The organism is Herbaspirillum sp. Her4 (genome assembly GCF_057961335.1).
Map to the genome: position 1 here is coordinate 3,173,822 of NZ_CM176330.1, position 18,848 is coordinate 3,192,669.

Annotated in this window: 15 protein-coding genes; 5 read left to right on the forward strand and 10 right to left on the reverse strand. The window is 64.2% G+C overall.

Annotated features, from left to right (window positions below; all coding sequences use genetic code 11):
• Positions 1-167: 167 nt before the first annotated feature.
• From ACWFUC_RS14320 to ACWFUC_RS14340, 5 genes are all read left to right on the forward strand, one after another.
• Positions 168-1,610 (forward strand): efflux transporter outer membrane subunit, encoded by a 1,443-nt coding sequence (locus tag ACWFUC_RS14320; RefSeq protein ID WP_489625245.1) that lies wholly within the window; start codon positions 168-170, stop codon positions 1,608-1,610.
• Positions 1,607-2,683 carry an HlyD family secretion protein gene (locus ACWFUC_RS14325; protein WP_489625246.1) on the forward strand — a complete coding sequence of 359 codons (1,077 nt, stop codon included), beginning with the start codon at positions 1,607-1,609 and terminating at the stop codon, positions 2,681-2,683. The genes ACWFUC_RS14320 and ACWFUC_RS14325 overlap by 4 nt, the downstream gene beginning before the upstream one ends.
• On the forward strand, positions 2,680-5,427 hold the full coding sequence (gene rbbA, locus ACWFUC_RS14330) for a ribosome-associated ATPase/putative transporter RbbA (RefSeq protein WP_489625247.1): 2,748 nt from the start codon (positions 2,680-2,682) through the stop codon (positions 5,425-5,427). The genes ACWFUC_RS14325 and rbbA overlap by 4 nt, the downstream gene beginning before the upstream one ends.
• 1 nt (position 5,428) lies before the next feature.
• Positions 5,429-6,565: an ABC transporter permease gene (locus tag ACWFUC_RS14335; protein WP_489625248.1), complete on the forward strand. Its 1,137-nt coding sequence runs from the start codon at positions 5,429-5,431 to the stop codon at positions 6,563-6,565.
• 67 nt (positions 6,566-6,632) lie between these two features.
• On the forward strand, positions 6,633-6,797 hold the full coding sequence (locus ACWFUC_RS14340; RefSeq protein WP_157845743.1) for a hypothetical protein: 165 nt from the start codon (positions 6,633-6,635) through the stop codon (positions 6,795-6,797).
• A gap of 7 nt (positions 6,798-6,804) precedes the next feature.
• On the opposite strand, the gene ACWFUC_RS14345 is transcribed toward ACWFUC_RS14340, so the two are convergent.
• From ACWFUC_RS14345 to ACWFUC_RS14390, 10 genes are all read right to left on the reverse strand, one after another.
• Entirely contained in the window at positions 6,805-6,990 is a 186-nt protein-coding gene (locus tag ACWFUC_RS14345) for a hypothetical protein (protein ID WP_205703767.1), read from the reverse strand.
• Positions 6,987-7,598, reverse strand: a complete 612-nt coding sequence (locus ACWFUC_RS14350) for a hypothetical protein (RefSeq protein ID WP_310162640.1) — start codon at positions 7,596-7,598, stop codon at positions 6,987-6,989. The genes ACWFUC_RS14345 and ACWFUC_RS14350 overlap by 4 nt, the downstream gene beginning before the upstream one ends.
• On the reverse strand, positions 7,595-8,104 hold the full coding sequence (locus ACWFUC_RS14355; protein WP_489625249.1) for a hypothetical protein: 510 nt from the start codon (positions 8,102-8,104) through the stop codon (positions 7,595-7,597). The genes ACWFUC_RS14350 and ACWFUC_RS14355 overlap by 4 nt, the downstream gene beginning before the upstream one ends.
• A 347-nt stretch (positions 8,105-8,451) precedes the next feature.
• Positions 8,452-10,767, reverse strand: a complete 2,316-nt coding sequence (gene parC / locus ACWFUC_RS14360) for a DNA topoisomerase IV subunit A (protein ID WP_489625250.1) — start codon at positions 10,765-10,767, stop codon at positions 8,452-8,454.
• Positions 10,768-10,800: 33 nt separating this feature from the next.
• Positions 10,801-11,697, reverse strand: a complete 897-nt coding sequence (locus ACWFUC_RS14365) for a lytic transglycosylase domain-containing protein (RefSeq protein WP_489625251.1) — start codon at positions 11,695-11,697, stop codon at positions 10,801-10,803.
• A gap of 1 nt (position 11,698) precedes the next feature.
• The gene (locus ACWFUC_RS14370) at positions 11,699-13,687 is read right to left on the reverse strand and encodes a DNA topoisomerase IV subunit B (protein ID WP_134222033.1); all 1,989 of its coding nucleotides are present in this window, start codon (positions 13,685-13,687) and stop codon (positions 11,699-11,701) included.
• Between the two features lie 247 nt (positions 13,688-13,934).
• The gene (locus tag ACWFUC_RS14375; protein ID WP_489625252.1) at positions 13,935-15,287 is read right to left on the reverse strand and encodes an amidase; all 1,353 of its coding nucleotides are present in this window, start codon (positions 15,285-15,287) and stop codon (positions 13,935-13,937) included.
• A 110-nt stretch (positions 15,288-15,397) separates the two neighbouring features.
• A complete protein-coding gene (locus ACWFUC_RS14380; RefSeq protein WP_489625253.1) occupies positions 15,398-16,075 on the reverse strand; it encodes a DUF2848 domain-containing protein in 678 nt (225 codons plus the stop codon).
• Between the two features lie 219 nt (positions 16,076-16,294).
• The gene (locus ACWFUC_RS14385; RefSeq protein WP_489625254.1) at positions 16,295-17,608 is read right to left on the reverse strand and encodes an MFS transporter; all 1,314 of its coding nucleotides are present in this window, start codon (positions 17,606-17,608) and stop codon (positions 16,295-16,297) included.
• 303 nt (positions 17,609-17,911) lie between these two features.
• Positions 17,912-18,847, reverse strand: coding sequence for a LysR family transcriptional regulator (locus ACWFUC_RS14390; RefSeq protein WP_039786540.1), 936 nt, complete (start codon positions 18,845-18,847; stop codon positions 17,912-17,914).
• Position 18,848 lies beyond the last annotated feature (1 nt).

The window sequence follows — 18,848 nt, forward strand, 5'->3', positions numbered from 1 at the left end:
TCAGGCCTCCCCCCGTCACATCCTTCATAAATTACCGACTCATCAGTCAGTAACCTGACGTACATCAATCGGGTTTTCAGCAGGGCTCTTCATAATGTGGTCACTCAAGACGAAGCTTTTGACGAAGCTTTCCGTCGCCCCATTTCCTGCCGATGCCGAGAATCACGATGTGCGAACCCTCTCTGCGAATCCGTCCCTTGCTGGCTGCCTTGCCGCTCCTGCTGGTGGCCTGCCAGTCGATGGCGCCGGATTACCAGCGGCCCGCTGCACCGGTGGCGGCGCACTATCCGCAGCAGGTCGATGGCGCAGGTGAAGCCGCATCGGCACTCGGTTGGCAAGCCTGGTTCCGCGATCCGCAACTGCAAGCCCTCATCACCCAGGCCTTGGCCAACAACCGCGACCTGCGCGCAGCGGCCTTGCGGGTCGAGGAGGCGAGGGCGCTCTACGGCATCCAGCGCGCCGACCTGTTTCCCGCCGTTGGCGCACAGGCAGGCCTGGATCGCTCGCGCACTCCGGCCGACCTCAACCTGACCGGACGCCCGCTGGTCGGCAGTGCCTATCAGGCCGGCGTGGGCCTGAGCACCTGGGAGCTGGACCTGTGGGGCCGCCTGCGCAGCCTGGATGACGCCGCGCTGCAAACCGCGCTGGCCAGCGAAGCCACCCGCCGTGCCGCAGCCCTGAGCCTGGTGGCCCAGGTGGCCGATGCCTGGCTGGAATTGGCCGAGATCGACGAACGCCTGGCCATCGCCCGCGACACCATCGCCAGCCGGCAGGAGAGCTATCGCATCTTTGCGCGCCGGGTCGAGGTCGGCGCCACCTCGCGCCTGAACCTGACCCAGATCGAGACCCTGCTCACACAAGCCCAGGCCTTGGGCGCACAGCTGGAACAGCAACGCGCACAACGTCTGAATGCACTCACGCTGCTGGTCGGTTCGCCGCTGGAGCTGCCAGTCGGCCAGGCGCGGCCGGCACTGGATGCGGTGTTCCCGGCGCTGTCGCCGGGCACGCCTTCGCTGCTGCTCACTCGCCGGCCCGACGTGGCCGCTGCCGAGCATCGCCTGCAAGCGGCCAATGCCAATATCGGTGCAGCACGCGCGGCCTTCTTTCCCAGCATTTCGCTCACGGGCAACCTCGGCACGGCCAGCGCTGAACTGAGCGGATTGTTCCGCGATGGCAGCCATGCCTGGAGTTTCTCGCCCAGCCTGTCGCTGCCGATCTTCACGGCAGGCCGCCTGCGCAACAACCTGAACCTGGCCGAAGTGCGGCGCGACCTGGCCGTGGCCAATTACGAAAAAACCATCCAGTCCGCCTTCCGTGACGTCGCCGATGCGCTGGCCGCGCGCCAGTGGCTGACCCGCCAGCTCGCCATTGCCGAGACGGCGGTGCAGGTCCAGACCGAGCGGGCGCGCCTGTCCACGCTGCGCTATGACAACGGCGCTGCGCCTTTCCTCGACGTGCTCGACGCCCAGCGCGACCTGCTGAGCGCACGCCAGCAGCGGGTGCAGATCCGGCGTGCGCTGCTGTCCTCGTCGGTGGCGCTGTATGCGGCGCTGGGTGGCGACAGCAATGCGCCTGCGGCTTTCCCCCTTTCTTCCGGACCCCGACCATGACGCTCCCTCACGCCAAGAAACCCCTGCTGGCCGCCGCGCTGGCCGTGCTCCTCGCCGGCGGTGCGGCCTATGCCTGGCTGCGCCTGCACCACAGCGGCCCCGGCGAGGGATTCGCCAGCGGCAACGGCCGCATCGAAGCCACCGAAGTGGATGTGGCCACCAAGCTGGGTGGCCGGGTCGATGCCATCCTCGTCAATGAAGGCGACTTCGTCGCAGCCGGCCAGCCGCTGGCCCGCATGCAGGTACTGTCGCTGGAAGCCCAGCGCGACGAGGCCCAGGCGCGCCAGCAGCAATCGGTCTCGGCCGTGGCCAGTGCCGAGGCCCAGGTGGCCGTGCGCGAGAGCGATCATCAGGCCGCATTGGCCCAGGCCGCGCAGCGCGCCAGCGAGCTGGATGCGGCACGGCGCCGCCTGGCGCGCTCGGAGGTGCTGGTCAAGGAAGGCGCCTCCTCGCTGCAGGAAGTGGACGACGACCGTGCCCGCGTGCTGAGCATGGAAGCCGCCGTCACCGCCGCCAAGGCACAAGTGACCGCCGCCCAGGCCGCCGTGGCAGCTGCCCGCACCCAGGTCAGCGGTGCGCGTGCTACGGTCACGGCCGCTGTGGCCACGGTCCAGCGCATCAAGGTCGACATCGACGACAGCACGCTCATGGCCCCGCGCGCCGGACGCGTGCAATACCGCATCGCTCAGCCGGGCGAAGTGCTGGGCGGGGGCGGCAAGCTGCTCAACCTGGTGGACTTGAGCGATGTCTACATGACCTTCTTCGTTCCCGAGACCGTCGCCGGCAAGCTGGCGCTGGGCGGCGAGGCACGCATCGTGCTGGACGCCGCCCCGCAATACGTGATCCCGGCGCGTATTTCATTCGTGGCCAGCACTGCGCAGTTCACGCCCAAGACGGTAGAGACCGCCAGCGAGCGGCAGAAGCTGATGTTTCGCGTCAAGGCGCAGATCGATCCGGCGCTGCTGCGCCAGCACCTGACCCTGGTCAAGACCGGCTTGCCCGGCGTGGCCTGGGTGCGGACCGACAATGCGCGTGACTGGCCCGCCACGCTGGCGGTGAAGGTCCCGCAATGACAGAGAGCCATGGTCAGAGCCTGGTGGCGCGCCTGTCGGGCGTGTCGCTGCGCTATGGCCAGAAGCCGGCCCTGCAGGCGATCTCGCTGGAGATTCCGGCCGGCTGCATGGTCGGCCTGATCGGGCCCGATGGCGTGGGCAAATCCAGCCTGCTCTCGCTGGTGGCCGGTGCTCGTGCCCTGCAGGAAGGGGACGTGGAAGTCCTCGGTGGCGATATGCGCCGGGCCGCGCATCGTGAAGCGGTCTGCCCGCGCATCGCCTACATGCCGCAGGGTCTGGGCAAGAATCTGTATCCGACGCTGTCGGTGGAGGAGAACCTGCAATTCTTTGGCCGCCTGTTCGGCCAGTCCGCGCAGGAGCGTCGCCAGCGCATCGATACGCTCACGGCCGGCACCGGCCTGTCGCCTTTCCTGGCGCGCCCGGCGGGCAAGCTCTCCGGCGGCATGAAGCAGAAGCTGGGATTGTGCTGTTCGCTGATCCACGACCCTGACCTGCTGATCCTGGACGAGCCCACCACCGGCGTCGATCCGCTCTCGCGTGCGCAGTTCTGGGACCTGATCGCGCACATACGCCAGCAGCGGCCCGGCATGAGCGTCATCGTGGCGACAGCCTACATGGAAGAGGCCGACCGCTTCGATTTCCTGGTGGCCATGGATGACGGCCAGATCCTGGCCACCGGCACGCCTGCCGAGCTGCATGCGCGCACCGGCACGGCGGCACTGGAAGAGGCCTTCATCGCCTTGCTGCCACCCGATAAACGGCGCGGCCACCAGCCCGTGCAGGTGACACCGCTGGACCCGGCGCGGCAAGCCGAGATCGCCATCGAAGCGCGCGGCCTGACCATGCGCTTCGGCGATTTCGTGGCGGTGGACCATGTGGACTTTCGCATCCGGCGCGGCGAGATTTTCGGGTTCCTGGGCTCCAACGGCTGCGGCAAATCCACCACCATGAAGATGCTGACCGGCCTCCTGCCTGCCAGTGAAGGCCAGGCCTGGCTATTCGGCCAGGCCGTCGATCCGCGCGACATGGCGACGCGGGCGCGTGTGGGCTACATGTCGCAGGCGTTTTCGCTGTATGGCGAATTGAGCGTGCGCCAGAACCTGGTGCTGCATGCGCGGCTGTATCGTGTGCCGCAGGAGCAGATCGCGGCGCGCACCGAAGAGATGGCGCAGCGCTTCGGCCTGCAGGAGGTGATGGACAGCCTGCCCGAGAGCCTGCCGCTTGGCATCCGCCAGCGGCTCTCGCTGGCCGTGGCGATGGTGCACAAGCCGGAGCTGCTGATCCTGGATGAACCGACTTCGGGCGTGGACCCGATCGCGCGCGACCTGTTCTGGCAATTGATGATCGATCTCGCGCGGCGCGACCAGGTGACGATATTCATCTCCACCCATTTCATGAACGAGGCCCAGCGCTGCGACCGCATTTCGCTCATGCACGCCGGGCGCGTGCTGGTCAGCGCCACGCCGGAGGAACTGATCCGCCAGCGCGGGTCGGCGACTTTGGAACAAGCCTTCATTGGGTACCTGGAAGAAGCGGCCGGGAAGGGCGCAATGACGCCTGCGCCTGAAGTAAACGTCACATCGGCCCGGAACCCCGCGCCAGCTGGCGATGGCCGGTTGCGCACCAGCCTGGGCCGCGCCCTCAGCTACAGCCAGCGCGAGAGCCTGGAACTGCGGCGCGATCCTGTGCGCGCCACCTTGGCCTTGCTGGGCACGGTGATCCTGATGTTCATCATCGGCTATGGCATCAACCTCGATGTGGAAAACCTCAGCTACGCCGTGCTCGACCGCGACCAGACCGGCCTGAGCCAGAACTATGCGCTGAACCTGTCGGGTTCGCGCTACTTCATCGAGCAGCCGCCCATCCGCGATTACCAGGACCTGGACCGCCGCATGCGCAGCGGCGAGATCTCTCTGGCCATTGAAATCCCGCCCGGCTTCGCCCGTGACATCGCACGCGGCAAGCCGGTGGAAGTAGGGGCCTGGGTCGATGGTGCCATGCCCACGCGCGCCGAGACCGTGCGCGGTTACGTGCAGGGCATGCATCAACTGTGGCTGGCCGACATGGCCACGCACCGGCTGGGCCAGCGCCTGGCGCAGCCCGCCACGATCGAGACGCGCTATCGCTACAACCCGGACGTCAAGAGCCTCCCTGCCATGGTGCCGGCCATCATCCCGCTGCTGCTGATGATGATCCCGGCCATGCTGACGGCGCTGTCGGTGGTGCGCGAGAAGGAGCTCGGCTCCATCCTCAATCTCTACGTCACGCCGGTCACGCGTACCGAATTCCTGCTGGGCAAGCAGCTGCCTTATCTGGTGCTGGGCATGCTCAATTTCGCCATGCTGACGCTGCTGGCCGTGACCGTGTTCGGGGTGCCGGTCAAGGGCAGCCTCTTCACGCTGACGCTGGCGGCGCTGGTCTTCATCATCTGCTCGACCGGGTTTGGCCTCTTGGCTTCGACCTTTACGCGCAGCCAGATTGCGGCCCTCTTCGTGACCATGATCGGCACCATCATTCCCTGCGTGCAGTTCGCCGGACTGTTGAATCCGGTCTCTTCGCTCGAAGGCATGGGTGCGCTGATCGGACAGGTCTATCCGGCCACGCATTTCCTCACCATCAGCCGTGGCGTGTTCAGCAAGGCGCTGGCGGTGGGTGACCTGGGCGCCTCGTTCTGGCCGCTGGTGCTGGCCGCCCCCGTGATCCTGGGGTTGTCGGTGTGGCTGTTGAAGAAGCAGGAGCAATGAGATGCGCCGCGCGCCTGCCAGCCTGTCCAACATTTTTCGTCTCGGCGTCAAGGAACTGTGGAGTTTGCTGCGCGATCCGGCCATGCTGGTGCTGATCGCCTACACCTTCACGCTCTCCATCTATGTGGCCGCCACGGCCATGCCGGAGAGCCTGCACAATGCCGCCATCGCCATCGTCGACAACGATGGCTCGCCGCTGTCGGCACGCATTGCGTCCTTGTTCTATCCCCCGCATTTCAAAGTGGCCCGACTGGTGACGGCGCGCGAGGCCGATGCCGGGCTCGATGCAGGAGACTACACCTTCGTCTTGGACATCCCGGCGGATTTCCAGCGTGACGTGCTGGCCGGACGCGCGCCGGTGGTCCAGCTGAACGTGGATGCCACGCGCATGAGCCAGGCTTTCACCGGCAACAGCTACATCCAGCAGATGGTCAGCAACGAGGTCACGCAATTCGTGCGGCGTAGCGAGGCCGCTGGCGATGCGCCGGTGGGACTGGCCTTGCGCATGCGCTTCAATCCCAACCTGGAGCAATCCTGGTTCGGTTCGCTCATGGAGATCATCAACAACGTCACCATGCTCTCCATCATCCTGACGGGGGCGGCGCTCATCCGCGAGCGCGAGCACGGCACCATCGAACACCTGCTGGTGATGCCGGTGAGTCCGGCCGAGATCATGCTGGCCAAGGTGTGGGCGATGGGCTCGGTCGTGGCACTGGCGGCCTTGATGTCGTTGCTGCTGATCGTGCGGGGCGCCTTGCAGGTGCCCATCGAGGGCTCGCTGGCGCTGTTCATGCTGGTGACGGTGCTGCATCTGTTTGCCACTACCTCGATGGGCATCTTCATGGCCACGCTGGCGCGTTCGATGCCGCAGTTCGGGATGCTCACCGTACTGGTCCTGTTGCCGCTGCAATTGCTGTCGGGCGGCTCCACGCCGCGCGAGAGCATGCCTGTACCGGTACAGGACATCATGCTGGCTGCCCCGACCACGCATTTTGTCGCGGCGGGGCAAGCCATACTGTACCGGGGCGCTGGCCTGGAAGTGATCTGGCCGCAACTGCTGGCCATCCTGGCAATTGGCCTGGTCCTGTTTGTAGCTGCACTGGGCCGGTTCAGAAAGACCATCAGCCAGATGGCGTGATGGAGGAGGGCGTGCGCCGATGCCGCGCCCACATGACTAGCGATGCAATCAACCGGGAGCAATCATCATGGACTTCAACAGCCCGTCAACCTGGATACCGCTCATCAGCATTGCGCTGCTGCTGATCGGCTACGGCCAACGCGCGCAACGCTGGGCACCTTATTGCATGCTGGCGGGGGCGTTTGGATTGCTGGGGGTGTTGGTGTATCGGGTGTCGGTGGCGATTGGGTGACGAGTTTTCAAGAGCCGGCATCACCATAGGCTTCGCTGATGGCGCGCAGTGCCAGCAACGCGGCAGGGAGGTCATCCGGACTGTCCAGTGGCTCCACAGCGGCCTTCAGGTACTCGATGGCCAGTACAGGGTTCGCGCGCAGTTCGGCGATTTCACGCTCGTGGTGAGAAACCGCAGCCTTGATCTTGTTCATGGTTGACTCACTGATGTAGCCTGTTGCTGGCATAAATCATTTAAATAATATTTCCGGTCATCATTGGCAGGCGCGGGGCCTTGCAGATCTTCGTTCGGGAGTCGCTTGAAAGAAGACCAATGTTTCCGTGGCAGTGATACGAATCCGCTTTGGCACAGGGCTGGAATCACTTGCGGGTTTTCGCCACAACGCAGGTCATTGTTGATGACACAGCGTTCAGCCTCGGCGATGCCCAGTGTGGGGAGTGGGTCCTCTGAAATCACCATGAGGCTGTATTCGATATCCGGGAAAACCTGCTTGCCATGCAGTCTCCAATATTTCTCATGAAGGCTGCAGGCATACATCGCGAGGGCCGGTAGCAGGACGGTGGCTGCCAGTGCCACGGCAACCAGCATGGTATTGGCGACCGTTTGCCGTGTCTTTTTGAGCAGAAGATGGCCGATAAGGGGAAATGTGATGGAACATCCCAGCGCCCACAGCAGCGGGTCGTCCGGGCAACTTTCTCCGCAATTCGTAATGAAGGCGGTGTTGAGCGCTCCCGCTGCAGTTCCGCCTGCAATGCCCACGAGGCTTAGAAATGGAAGCGCAAAGCAACTCTTCATTTTCAAAGCGCGTCTCTTAAAGCCTTACAGCGCGGCGAGGCAGTGTCGACGTCGCAAGTCAGGTTGGCATACTCTGATTCAGCTCTCTCGCCGGCGCACTCCTTGATATCAGTCCATTCGTGAAAATAATCCTCGGCCCTGCCGCCCGGGAAATTTGCTTTGGTGCCATCCGCAGACCAATAGAAGACGTCGGCTCCCATGGCCACCGCCACCAGCGAGTTGGCTTCCAGACCGGGGATGATTTGAGTGGTGGAGTCCCGGATGATCTTGCCTGTACGCAGATCGGTAATCGTATAAAACGCATCCCCGGACGCCAGCAGGAACCAGCGATATGGGTCAGTCCAGTACCAGCGCTCGCCTCCCCGGAAATTGTATTCGGTGAGCGCGCAGGTGCCTGCGGGATTGACTGAGATGGAGATGGGCGGATAGTGTGGCCGGACCAGCGTGCTGTATTTGCGCAGGGTGCCGTAGCAGAGCAACAGCACTATGGCCGCTGCAAGGAGATAGTTCATCGGGCGCGCCATTACGCCTCACTCATCTGAGGTCGGTGGGCCGCAAATTGATGGACGCGGTGGGGAAAGATGTAGCGTAATTGAGCCACGAGGCTCTTGGATTTGTCCGGGATTCTATCTTTCACTGGGGTGTTTCTCATCTTGCGCGTTCCTCGCTTTCAACAATGAGCGCGCATTCTCCCCAGCAGGCGTTGGCTCTTCCACGCCAACACCCAAAACTCCACCCCGCATTCGAAATGCTTCGACCACCCCTTGCCCACGAAGCAATCAGTTGTGCAAGCCATCAAAAAAATCGCCCCCTGCCAAACTGCGCAGGGGGCGACTTCACCGCAAAAAGAAACCGGGCATCAACCCTGAGAACGCAACCCCGTCGCCTTGATGCGCGATTCCAGCACGCGGCCCTTGCGTGCGCGCTTGCCCACGTGCGCCAGCAGCTTCTCGCCGCTCAAGGCAATCTCCTTGGGCTTGCTCATGTTGCCGGTGCCATGGACCACGACACCCTTCTGGCTGATGGCCTGGGCGGCGACCAGCTTCTCATTCTTCTCCAGCTCCATCAGGTTCACGCCACGGCCACCGGAAGACAGCGTCTTCATCTCATCGAGGCCAAACACCAGCAGGCGGCCATTGGCCGACACGCAGGCCACGGCGCTGGCGTCAGCCGCCACCGGCGTCGGTGCCAGCGGCAGCGCACCCTCATCGAGCGTGAAGAAGCTCTTGCCGCCCTTGACGCGGCCAAACATGTCGGACGCCTTGGCAATGAAACCGGCCGCCGCATCAGAGGCCAGCAACAGCGTGGTATCGGCCGGACCGGCAAAGTAATGCTGGATGTTGCTGCCGCTGGCCAGTTCGATCAGCGTGGTCACAGGCACGCCATCGCCACGCGCATTGGGCAACGCATTGACCGCAATCGTGTAGACCCGGCCGTTGGAGCCGAAGGCCAGCAGGTTGTCCACGGTGCGGCATTCAAACGCGCCATACAGGCTGTCACCGGCCTTGAAGGTGAACTGCGTCGCATCGTGGCCATGGCCGGTGCGCGCGCGCACCCAGCCCTTCTGAGAAATGATCACCGTCACCGGCTCATCGATCACCTTCTGCTCGAAGGTGGCGCGCTCGGCTTCTTCGATGATGGTGCGGCGGGCATCGCCGTAGGTCTTGGCGTCGCCTTCGATTTCCTTGATGACCAGACGCTTCATCGAGGACGGATTGTCCAGCAGGTCCTGCAGCGTGGTCTTCTCGTTGCGCAGTTCGGCCAGTTCCTGCTGGATCTTGATGGCTTCCAGTCGCGCCAATTGGCGCAGGCGGATTTCCAGGATGTCTTCGGCCTGGCGGTCGGAGAGCTTGAAGGCGTCCATCAGGGCCGGCTTCGGTTCGTCCGATTCGCGGATGATCTTGATGACCTTGTCGATGTTCAACAGCACCGCTTCCCGGCCTTCCAGGATGTGGATGCGGTCGTTGACCTTCTGCATGCGGAACTGCGTGCGGCGCGTCACCGTGTCGAAGCGGAAGCTGATCCACTCGGTGAGGATGTCGGTGAGGTTCTTCTGGCGCGGACGGCCATCGCCGCCGATCATCACCAGGTTCAGCGAGGCACTGGTCTCCAGCGAGGTCTGCGCCAGCAGCGTGTTCATGAACTCGGTCTGGTCCTGGTTCTTGGACTTGGGCTCGAACACCAGGCGCACCGGCGCTTCGCGGCCGGACTCGTCGCGCACTGCATCGAGCAGGCCCAGGATGGCCGCCTTCTGCGCCTGCTGTTCGGGCGTCAGCGACTTCTTGCCCAGCTTCAGCTTGGGGTTGGTCAGTTCTTCGATTTCTTCCAGCACGCGCTGCGAGGAAACGCCCGGCGGCAGTTCGGTGATGACCGCCTGCCACTGGCCGCGCGCCAGGTCTTCGATCTTCCAGCGTGCGCGCACCTTCAGGCTGCCACGGCCGCTCTGGTACATCTCGGCGATGGTCGACTTCGGGGTGATGATCTGGCCGCCACCGGGGAAGTCCGGGCCGGGGATCAGTTCCATCAGCTCGGCGTGCGTGATCTTGGGATTGCGGATCATCGCCACGGCGGCCTTGGCCACTTCGGTCAGGTTGTGCGAGGGGATTTCAGTGGCCATGCCCACGGCAATGCCGGAGGCACCGTTCAACAGCAGGAAGGGCAGGCGCGCCGGCAGGAGGCGCGGCTCTTCGGTGGAGCCATCGTAGTTGGGCTGGAAATCCACCGTGCCCATGTCGATTTCATCGAGCAGCAATTTGCTGATGGGCGTCAGGCGTGCTTCGGTGTAGCGCATCGCCGCTGCGCCATCGCCATCGCGCGAACCGAAGTTGCCGTGGCCGTCGATCAAGGGATAGCGCAGCGAAAAATCCTGCGCCATGCGCACCAGCGCGTCATACACCGACTGGTCGCCGTGCGGGTGCAGCTTGCCCAGCACGTCGCCGACCACGGCGGCGGACTTGCGCGGCTTGGCCGCCGAGTTCAGCGACAGTTCGTTCATCGCGTAGAGGATGCGGCGCTGTACCGGCTTCTGGCCGTCAGCCACGTCGGGCAGGGCGCGGCCCTTGACCACCGAGATCGCGTAATCGAGATAGGCGCGTTCGGCGAAGGTGGACAGCGTCAGCGATTCGCCATCGGGCGCAGCCGGGGCTTGGTCAAAGAGGGTCGGTTGATCGGTCATGGAGCTTGTCTTGTTGTGTTCGTATTGACTGGGTTAATCGTTGATGGCGGGCTCGCGCGGGGGCAGCGTCACCTTCAGGCGCGCATTGCCGCTGGCATTGGCGTTGCCGCGCTCGCCTGCGGCCAGGCGCAGTGCGCCGGCGGGCCGGTACAGTTCATAGAACCGCGACACCAGCCGCACATAGCCCTGTGTCTCGGGATAGGGCGGGATCTTGTTGCCATACTTCTGCACCGCGCCTTCCCCGGCGTTGTAGGAGGCAATGGCCAGTTCCACGTGCTGCGGGAACATCGCCATCAGATCGCGCAGGTAGCGCGCGGCCAGGCGGATGTTGATCTTCGGATCGGTCAGCTTCTGGTGCAGCGTCTTGCGACGATCCCCCTGCAGGCCGTAGCGCTCGGCCGTGTCGGGCAGGATCTGCATCAGGCCTACCGCGCCCTTGCTGGAGACGGCCGTGGCATTGAAACCGGATTCGGCCGTCATCACCGCCTTCAGCAACGCCGCATCCAGACCGAATTCGCCGGCCGCTTCGGTGAGCAGGTCGTCGTACTTGCGCGCATCGCGATGAGCCAGCATGGTCCGCACGAAAGGCGGATCGGCCGGGGTCACCGCTTCCTTGCTGCCGGGATGGTTGAGCAGCGTTGCACTGCTGGCCATGAGCTTGTCCGGGTCGTCCAGGGTCTGGGCATAGAAGTGCACCGCGCCATCGGCATCTGTGTACCGGTACACAATGGTCTTGGGCTTCTTTGCGGCGGCAGCCGTACCGGTACTGTCCCGGCCACTGTCCGCTGCTTCCACCCGCATGTGCTGTACACCATCGGCATCGGTGTACCGGACCACTTGCTGCGACTGTACCGGTCCGGCACAGAGCAGCGCCGCCGCGCCCAGGAGGGCGGCGAGAACGCTGGTGTGCAGGAACGCGGGGCGTTGCATGTCAGATGTCCGCTTCGGCTTCGTTGCCGTGCTCTTCGATCCAGGCGCGGCGGGACGCCGCTTCGCCCTTGCCCATGAGCATGTTGAAACGCTCTTCGGAGGTCTGCACGCCAGGCTCGCCGAAGCTGATCGGCAACAGGCGGCGCGTGTCCGGGTTCATGGTGGTTTCCCACAGCTGCTCGGCATTCATCTCGCCCAGGCCTTTAAAGCGGGAAATGCTCCAGGCACCTTCCTTCAGGCCATCCTTGCGCAGCTTGTCTTCGATGGCTTCAAGTTCGCCATCGTCCAGCGCATAGAGCTTCTGCACCGGCTTCTTGCCGCGTGCAGGGGCATCGACCCGATAGAGCGGCGGGCGCGCCACGCAGATGTGGCCGTTCTCGATCAGCTTGGGGAAGTGACGGAAGAACAGCGTCAGCAGCAATACCTGGATGTGCGAGCCGTCCACGTCCGCGTCCGAGAGGATGCAGATCTTGCCGTAACGCAGGCCGGAGAGATCGGGCGTGTCGTTGATGCCATGCGGATCGACGCCGATGGCCACGGCGATATCGTGGATTTCATTGTTGGCGAAGAGGCGGTCGCGCTCGGTTTCCCAGGCGTTCAGGACCTTGCCGCGCAAGGGCAGGATGGCCTGGAATTCCTTGTCGCGGCCCATCTTGGCGGAGCCGCCGGCGGAGTCGCCCTCCACCAGGAAAATTTCATTGCGCGTCACATCCGAGGATTCGCAATCGGTCAGCTTGCCCGGCAGCACGGCCACGCCTGAAGATTTCTTCTTTTCGACCTTTTGCGCCGAGCGCAGGCGGCTTTGGGCCTGCTTGATGACCAGCTCGGCCAGCTTCTTGCCGTATTCCACGTGCTGGTTCAGCCACAGCTCCAGCGCCGGACGCGAGTAACCGGCGACCAGTCGCACGGCATCGCGCGAGTTCAGGCGTTCCTTGATCTGGCCCTGGAATTGCGGATCCAGCACCTTGGCCGAGAGCACGAAGGAGACGCGCGCAAACACGTCCTCGGCCAGGAGTTTGACGCCCTTGGGCAGCAGCGAATGCATTTCCGCAAAACTCTTGACCGCCGAGAACAGGCCTTCGCGCAGGCCCGATTCGTGGGTGCCGCCGTTGGAGGTGGGGATCAGGTTGACGTAGGACTCGCGCACCACGGCACCTTCTTCGGTCCAGGCCACCACCCAGGAGGCGCCTTCACCCTCGGCGAAGCCTTCGGCATCCTTGCCGGCGAACTGTTCGCCTTCGAACAGCGGGATCAATGTTTCGCCGCTGCCGGTCTGCGCCAGTTGCTCCATCAGGTAGCCGCGCAGGCCTTGATCGTACTGCCAGTTCTGGGTGTCGCCGGTTTTGGCGTTGATCAGCGTGACCTTCACGCCTGGCAGCAGCACCGCCTTGGAACGCAGCAGGCGCTGCAGCTCGCCCAGCGGAATGGTGGCCGAGTCGAAATACTTGGCGTCCGGCCAGACGGTCACGCGGGTGCCGGACTTCTTGTCCTCGCGAGTGGCGGGGCGCGACTTCAGTTTCTCGATGACGTCGCCGCCCGAGAAGGCCAGCGTGTGCACGCCGCCTTCGCGCCAGACCGTGATTTCCAGGCGCGTGGCCAGCGCATTGGTGACCGAGACGCCCACGCCGTGCAGGCCGCCCGAGAAGGCATAGGCACCGCCGGAACCCTTGTCGAACTTGCCGCCCGCATGCAGGCGGGTGAAGACGATCTCGACGGTGGGGACTTTTTCTTCCGGGTGCAGGCCGACCGGGATGCCGCGGCCATCGTCTTCCACGCTGACGCTGCCGTCGGCGTTGATGGTGACGATGATGCTCTTGCCGTAGCCGCCCAGCGCTTCGTCAGAGGCGTTGTCGATCACTTCCTGGAGGATGTGCAGCGGATTCTCGGTGCGCGTGTACATGCCCGGACGCTGCTTGACCGGCTCCAGTCCCTTGAGGACACGGATCGATGATTCACTGTAATCGGACGGGGTTGTTTTTTTGGTTGCCATGCAGATGAGTGGTCGTGGCTGATGCCGGAGGGTTGTTGTCTGTTCGTCCAGCGCAGCGGCCCGCCAAGGGGCCATCTTGCGCTGCAAAAGCGCATTCTAATGAAAATTCCGTGGATTCGGCGTCTGGCAAGGCGGATTGTTCCCTACCGGGCAGGACTTGTCGGTAACAGCATGTAAATGCGGCTAAAAGCGCGCACAAAAAAGGCTTGCGCGCACGCAAGCCTTGTCAGGGGAGCAAATCTCCGGATCAGTCGGCCAGCAGTCCTTCCACCGCCAGGGCGATCGACAGCAGGCGCTTGTCCTCGCCGCCGGCCGCCGCCAGCGACAGTCCGACCGGGGCAGTGCCGGGCACATGGCAGGGCAGGGAAACGGCGCAGCCATCGAGGAAGTTGATCAGCGTCGGGTTGCGCAGGATCTTGCCGTTGGCGGCGTAATAGGCATCGTCGCTGGCTTGCAGCTCGGCAATACGCGGCGCGACGATGGGTACGGTCGGCATCACCAGCGCATCGTAACCGGCCAGTTGCGCCTGCACTTCGGCGATCCAGCGCGGGCGGGCGTGCATCACGTCGAGCAGGTCGGCGGCGCTCATGTCCTTGCCGCGCAGGATGCGCGAGACCACGCGCTGGTCATAGCCGGCGGCGTTCTCGGCGATCAGGGCGCGGTGCCAGGCGTAGGCTTCGGCAGCGGTGAAGCCGCCCTTGGCATTGATGGCGGCCAGGGCGTTGAAGGCCGGCACTTCGGCTTCGATGATGACGGCACCGGCGGCGCGGAGTTTGTCCAGCGCGGCGCGATAGGCCTTGCCGACGGTCTCGTCCATGGCGTCCAGTACCACATTGGTCGGGGCCAGCAGGCGCAGGCCGCGCAGCGGATGGGCGACTACGGACACATAGGCTTCACCGGCCAGTACAGCGTCCATGATGGCGCAGCACTCTACCGATACAGCCAGCGGGCCAATCGAGTCCAGGTAAGCGGACAGTGGCAGTACACCTTGCATGGACACCCGTGCGGCCGTGGGCTTGAATCCGGTCAGGCCGTTCAGTGCCGAGGGGATGCGCACGGATCCGCCGGTATCGGACCCGACCGCGGCGAAGGCCATGCCATCGGTCACCGAGATGGCCGCGCCGGAAGAAGAGCCGCCGGGAATGCGGCCGCCTTCGACATTGCGCTCCCAGCTGTTCTGCGGCGTGCCGTAATGCGGATTGATGCCCAGGCCCGAGTAGGCGAACTCGGTCATGTTGGTCTTGCCGACGACGATGGCACCGGCCTTGAGCAGGTTCTGCACCACCGCCGCATGTGCGGTGGCAGCGGGCTTGCCGCGCAGGACGACGGAGCCGGCCAGCGTGGTTTCGCCGGCGACATCAAACAGATCCTTGACCGAGACCGGTACACCTTCCAGCGGCGACCGGCACAGTTTGGCCGCGCGCAGGGTATCGGAAGCACGGGCGGCGGCGCGCGCCTGGTCGGCGTAGACGCTGGTGAAGACGCGCGCGCCTTCGCCCGCCGGATCGGCGATGCGGGCCAGGGCTTGTTCGGTCAGTTGCAGGGAAGTGATGCGGCCGGCATCGAGGTCGGCGGCCAGTTGGGAGAGTGTGCTCGGCATGATGAGGGAGTCGGTGTGGTCGGAGGACAAATTCGCAGATGCGCAAGTATCGCATTGCCTGGCGCATCCAACAAAGGCGCATGGGCGGCCTCTTGGGCCGCCCCGTGGAATCAGGCCACCTCGGCCAGCGACTCGGCCACGTAATGGTGGCGCAGGGCGCGTTGGCGGCGCGGGTCGAACAATTCCATCGTGAAGGATGCCGCAGGACGGATGCCGCCGATGGCACCCACGGTGCCGCAGGTCATGCCGCAGCCCTCGGGCAGGGTGGCGCCGCCTTGCGTGAAGCGCGCGATCAGGTCGCCGGGCGTACGCAGCGAGGCCAGCGTACCTTCCTGGTAGAGCTTGGTGGCACCGTCTTCCTCGATCCAGGAGCGGATCACCAGTTCATCCCAGTACTCGGCCACGTCCGACAGCTTCCACGCGCTGCTGCCCACGGGCTTGACGCAGGCCTGCTTGGAGAAGGCCACGCTGTGCGCTTCCAGCTTGCGGTCGGTGTGGTCGGAGGCAATCGAGACATACAGCTCGCCGCCGCTGTTGAAGACGAAGGTCTCCACTTCACCGGACGACGCCTCGCCCAGCACCTGCACCTGCGCGGCCTGCGAGAGCTGGTTGGCCGAGACGCGGTAGAACAGCGGCACCGCGCTGGGACGCGAGATGCCCAGCGCTTCCAGTTCTTCGATGTGATGCTCGATGGCCGCCATGTCGCGGCCGGCCCAGCCGGCGATGACCAGGGTGTCGATGTCGGCCTGGAGGGTGGATTGATCGGGGAGGGTAAAGGTCAGCTTCATGAGTATTTATTCCAACAGGTTGAATCAATGGTTGAAGCGCTATGCACTTCTTCTTCCGTTCGGACTGAGTAGCTGCGCAGCAGCGTATCGAAGCCTGTCCTGAGCTCGCCGAAGGGGCGCTACGGCAGCCACGCCTTCGATACGATCCTTCGGATCTACTCAGTTCGAACGGAAGGGGGGAACGGAATAGGAAAAGTCAGAAGAGCATTTGATTTGCCTTCAATGCTTCTTGACGAACACCACCACCAGGAAGCTGGCGAGGAATTCGAGCGCGGCCACGAAATACAGGCCGGAGGAGAGCGACCCGGTGCTGGTCTTCAACGCACCGATCATGTAAGGGGCCACGAAGCCAGCCAGGTTGCCGATGGAGTTGATGAGGGCGATGCCGCCAGCGGCTGCCGTGCCGGCCAGGAAGGCGCCGGGAATCGACCAGAACACCGGGAAGGCCGCTAGGATGCCGATGGCTGCCAGCGTCAGCGAGCACAGGGCCAGCGTCGCATTGCCCAGCGTCATGCCGGTGGCGATCAAGCCGATGCAGGCGATGAGCGTGGCGATGGCGCTGTGCAGGCGGCGCTCGCCGGTCTTGTCGGAGTGGAAGCCGTTCCACACCATCGCCAGCGTGCCGGCCACGAAGGGGATGGCCGAGATCAGGCCGATCTGCAGGTTACCCTTGACGCCGATTTCCTTGATGATGGACGGTGCCCAGAAGGCGATGGTGGCATTGCCGCTGACCACGCAGAAATACACGGCGGCGCAGATCCAGACGCGGTAGTTGGCACAGGCATCCTTGAAGGAGAAATGCTTGCCCGGTGCGCTGTTCTCGGCGGCCAGCACTTGCGTGACGGCGGTTTTTTCAGCATCGCTCAGCCACTTGGCGTTGGCCGGTTTTTCCGGCAGCCAGGCCAGCACGGCGAAGCCCGCCAGGATCGACGGAATGCCCTCGATGATGAAGAGCCATTGCCAGTTGGCCAGATGGCCCACGCCTTCCATGCTGCTCATGATGAGCCCGGCAATGGGGCCACCGACTGCGCCGGCGATGGCAAAGGAGGTCATGAAGAGGCCATTGACGCGGGCACGGCGCTTGGCCGGGAACCAGTAAGTCAGATACAGCACTACGCCGGGGAAGAAGCCCGCTTCAAAGATGCCCAGCAGGAAGCGCAGCACATAGAAACTGGTCGGCGTGGTGACGTAGGCCATGGCCATCGAGGCCAGGCCCCAGAGGATGGTGATGCGCGCCAGCGTCTTGCGGGCGCCGATCTTTTCCAGCAGCAGGTTGCTTGGCACTTCAAAAAGGAAATAGCCGATGAAGAAAATACCCGCGCCCAAGCCATACACCGCCTCCGAGAACTGCAGGTCCTGCAGCATCTGCAGCTTGGCGAAGCCGACATTGACGCGGTCGATCCAGGCCAGCACGAACAGGAAGACCAGGAAGGGAATTAGGCGCCAGGCGATCTTGCCGTAGGTCGCCTCGAGGCTGGCACTGCTGCTGGCCGGGGGCACCGCGGTGGCCGCAGCGGATGGGGAATACGACATGGAAAACCTCCTCAAGTGTGGCCGGCGTCCGTGTGACGGCGCCGTGTTGTGTTCTGCATGGATGGGATGGGAGCGGCGGCAAGCACTGCAGGGCCGGGCATGTTCCGGTGCCAGCCCGAAGGCGCCGGTCTGAATTCAGTATGGGGATGCAGGGCGGGCGCTGTCCAACAAGAAAATCTGAACGGCCTTGATTGAAAAATCTTATGAGCAAAAGCAGGGCGCTGTTTGCTTCAGGATGGTGCTGTTCATGCGTGCCCGCGCATCGGCGCGCCGGGCAGCGTGCAGGCGGGAGGGCGGGCGATCTCAGCCGAGCGGGGCGGGCAGCCGCGCGATCTCCTGGCCCCAATTGAGTGCGAAGTCGGACGCCGTTTCCTGCGCGATGCGCGCCACGGTTTCGGTCAGCGGATTCTCATGGTCCGAGCGGAAGCAGGCGATCAGTGCCAGTGCCGGGAACTCGGTATCCACGCGCAGCAGGTGCAGGCTCTCTTCGTTGAGTTCGCGCTGGATGATGGCCGGCGGCACCGCCGTGATGCCGAAGCCATCCGTGGCCAGCCGGATCATGGTGGCCACCGAGGCGATGCAGTTGATGTGCAATGTGCGCTCACCCCGCTCGCTGCCCGAGAACAAGCGCTCGATGACTGCATGCGGCCCCGAATTGCGGGCGAAGCTGATGATGGGGAAGGCCGCCAGGTCCGCCAGCGACAGCGTCTCGCTGCCGATGTCGAGCTTGGGGCTGCCGACCCAGCGCATGGGGAATTCGCACAGCGCGATATTGCTGACCTGCGGGCCGATCACCGGTTCGGCCTGCAGCACCAGGTCCAGGTTGCTCTTGCTGAACTGTTCGTGCAGGTGGATGGTGGTGTCGCTGACGATCTCGATCTGCAGGCGCGGAAAGGCCTTGTGAAGGCGTCCGAGAAAATCCGGAAACCAGCTGTGCACGATGGATTCGATCACCCCGATGCGAATGACACCGGCAAACACCTCGCGGTCGGACATGTCGTCCTTCATTTCGCGCATGAGCTTGACCATGCGCTCGGCATACACCAGCGCCTTGCTGCCATCGGCGGTCAGCGCCACCTCGCGCGCGCTGCGGTCGAACAGGCGCACGCCGAAATCCTGTTCCAGTGAGGCGATGCGGCTGGAGACGGCGGCCTGCGTGGTGTGCAGCCGCTCGGCCGTGAGCCGGAAATTGCGCAAGCGGGCCAGCCAGACGAAGGTTTCTAGGAAGCGGATATTCATG

Bases quoted from the DNA above. Each gene is read 5' to 3' on its own strand.
- ACWFUC_RS14320 (WP_489625245.1), top strand. From the start codon at position 168: ATGTGCGAACCCTCTCTGCGAATCCGTCCCTTGCTGGCTGCCTTGCCG.
- ACWFUC_RS14325 (WP_489625246.1), top strand. From the start codon at position 1,607: ATGACGCTCCCTCACGCCAAGAAACCCCTGCTGGCCGCCGCGCTGGCC.
- rbbA (WP_489625247.1), top strand. From the start codon at position 2,680: ATGACAGAGAGCCATGGTCAGAGCCTGGTGGCGCGCCTGTCGGGCGTG.
- ACWFUC_RS14335 (WP_489625248.1), top strand. From the start codon at position 5,429: ATGCGCCGCGCGCCTGCCAGCCTGTCCAACATTTTTCGTCTCGGCGTC.
- ACWFUC_RS14340 (WP_157845743.1), top strand. From the start codon at position 6,633: ATGGACTTCAACAGCCCGTCAACCTGGATACCGCTCATCAGCATTGCG.
- ACWFUC_RS14345 (WP_205703767.1), bottom strand. From the start codon at position 6,990: ATGAACAAGATCAAGGCTGCGGTTTCTCACCACGAGCGTGAAATCGCC.
- ACWFUC_RS14355 (WP_489625249.1), bottom strand. From the start codon at position 8,104: ATGAACTATCTCCTTGCAGCGGCCATAGTGCTGTTGCTCTGCTACGGC.
- parC (WP_489625250.1), bottom strand. From the start codon at position 10,767: ATGACCGATCAACCGACCCTCTTTGACCAAGCCCCGGCTGCGCCCGAT.
- ACWFUC_RS14365 (WP_489625251.1), bottom strand. From the start codon at position 11,697: ATGCAACGCCCCGCGTTCCTGCACACCAGCGTTCTCGCCGCCCTCCTG.
- ACWFUC_RS14370 (WP_134222033.1), bottom strand. From the start codon at position 13,687: ATGGCAACCAAAAAAACAACCCCGTCCGATTACAGTGAATCATCGATC.
- ACWFUC_RS14375 (WP_489625252.1), bottom strand. From the start codon at position 15,287: ATGCCGAGCACACTCTCCCAACTGGCCGCCGACCTCGATGCCGGCCGC.
- ACWFUC_RS14380 (WP_489625253.1), bottom strand. From the start codon at position 16,075: ATGAAGCTGACCTTTACCCTCCCCGATCAATCCACCCTCCAGGCCGAC.
- ACWFUC_RS14385 (WP_489625254.1), bottom strand. From the start codon at position 17,608: ATGTCGTATTCCCCATCCGCTGCGGCCACCGCGGTGCCCCCGGCCAGC.
- ACWFUC_RS14390 (WP_039786540.1), bottom strand. From the start codon at position 18,847: ATGAATATCCGCTTCCTAGAAACCTTCGTCTGGCTGGCCCGCTTGCGC.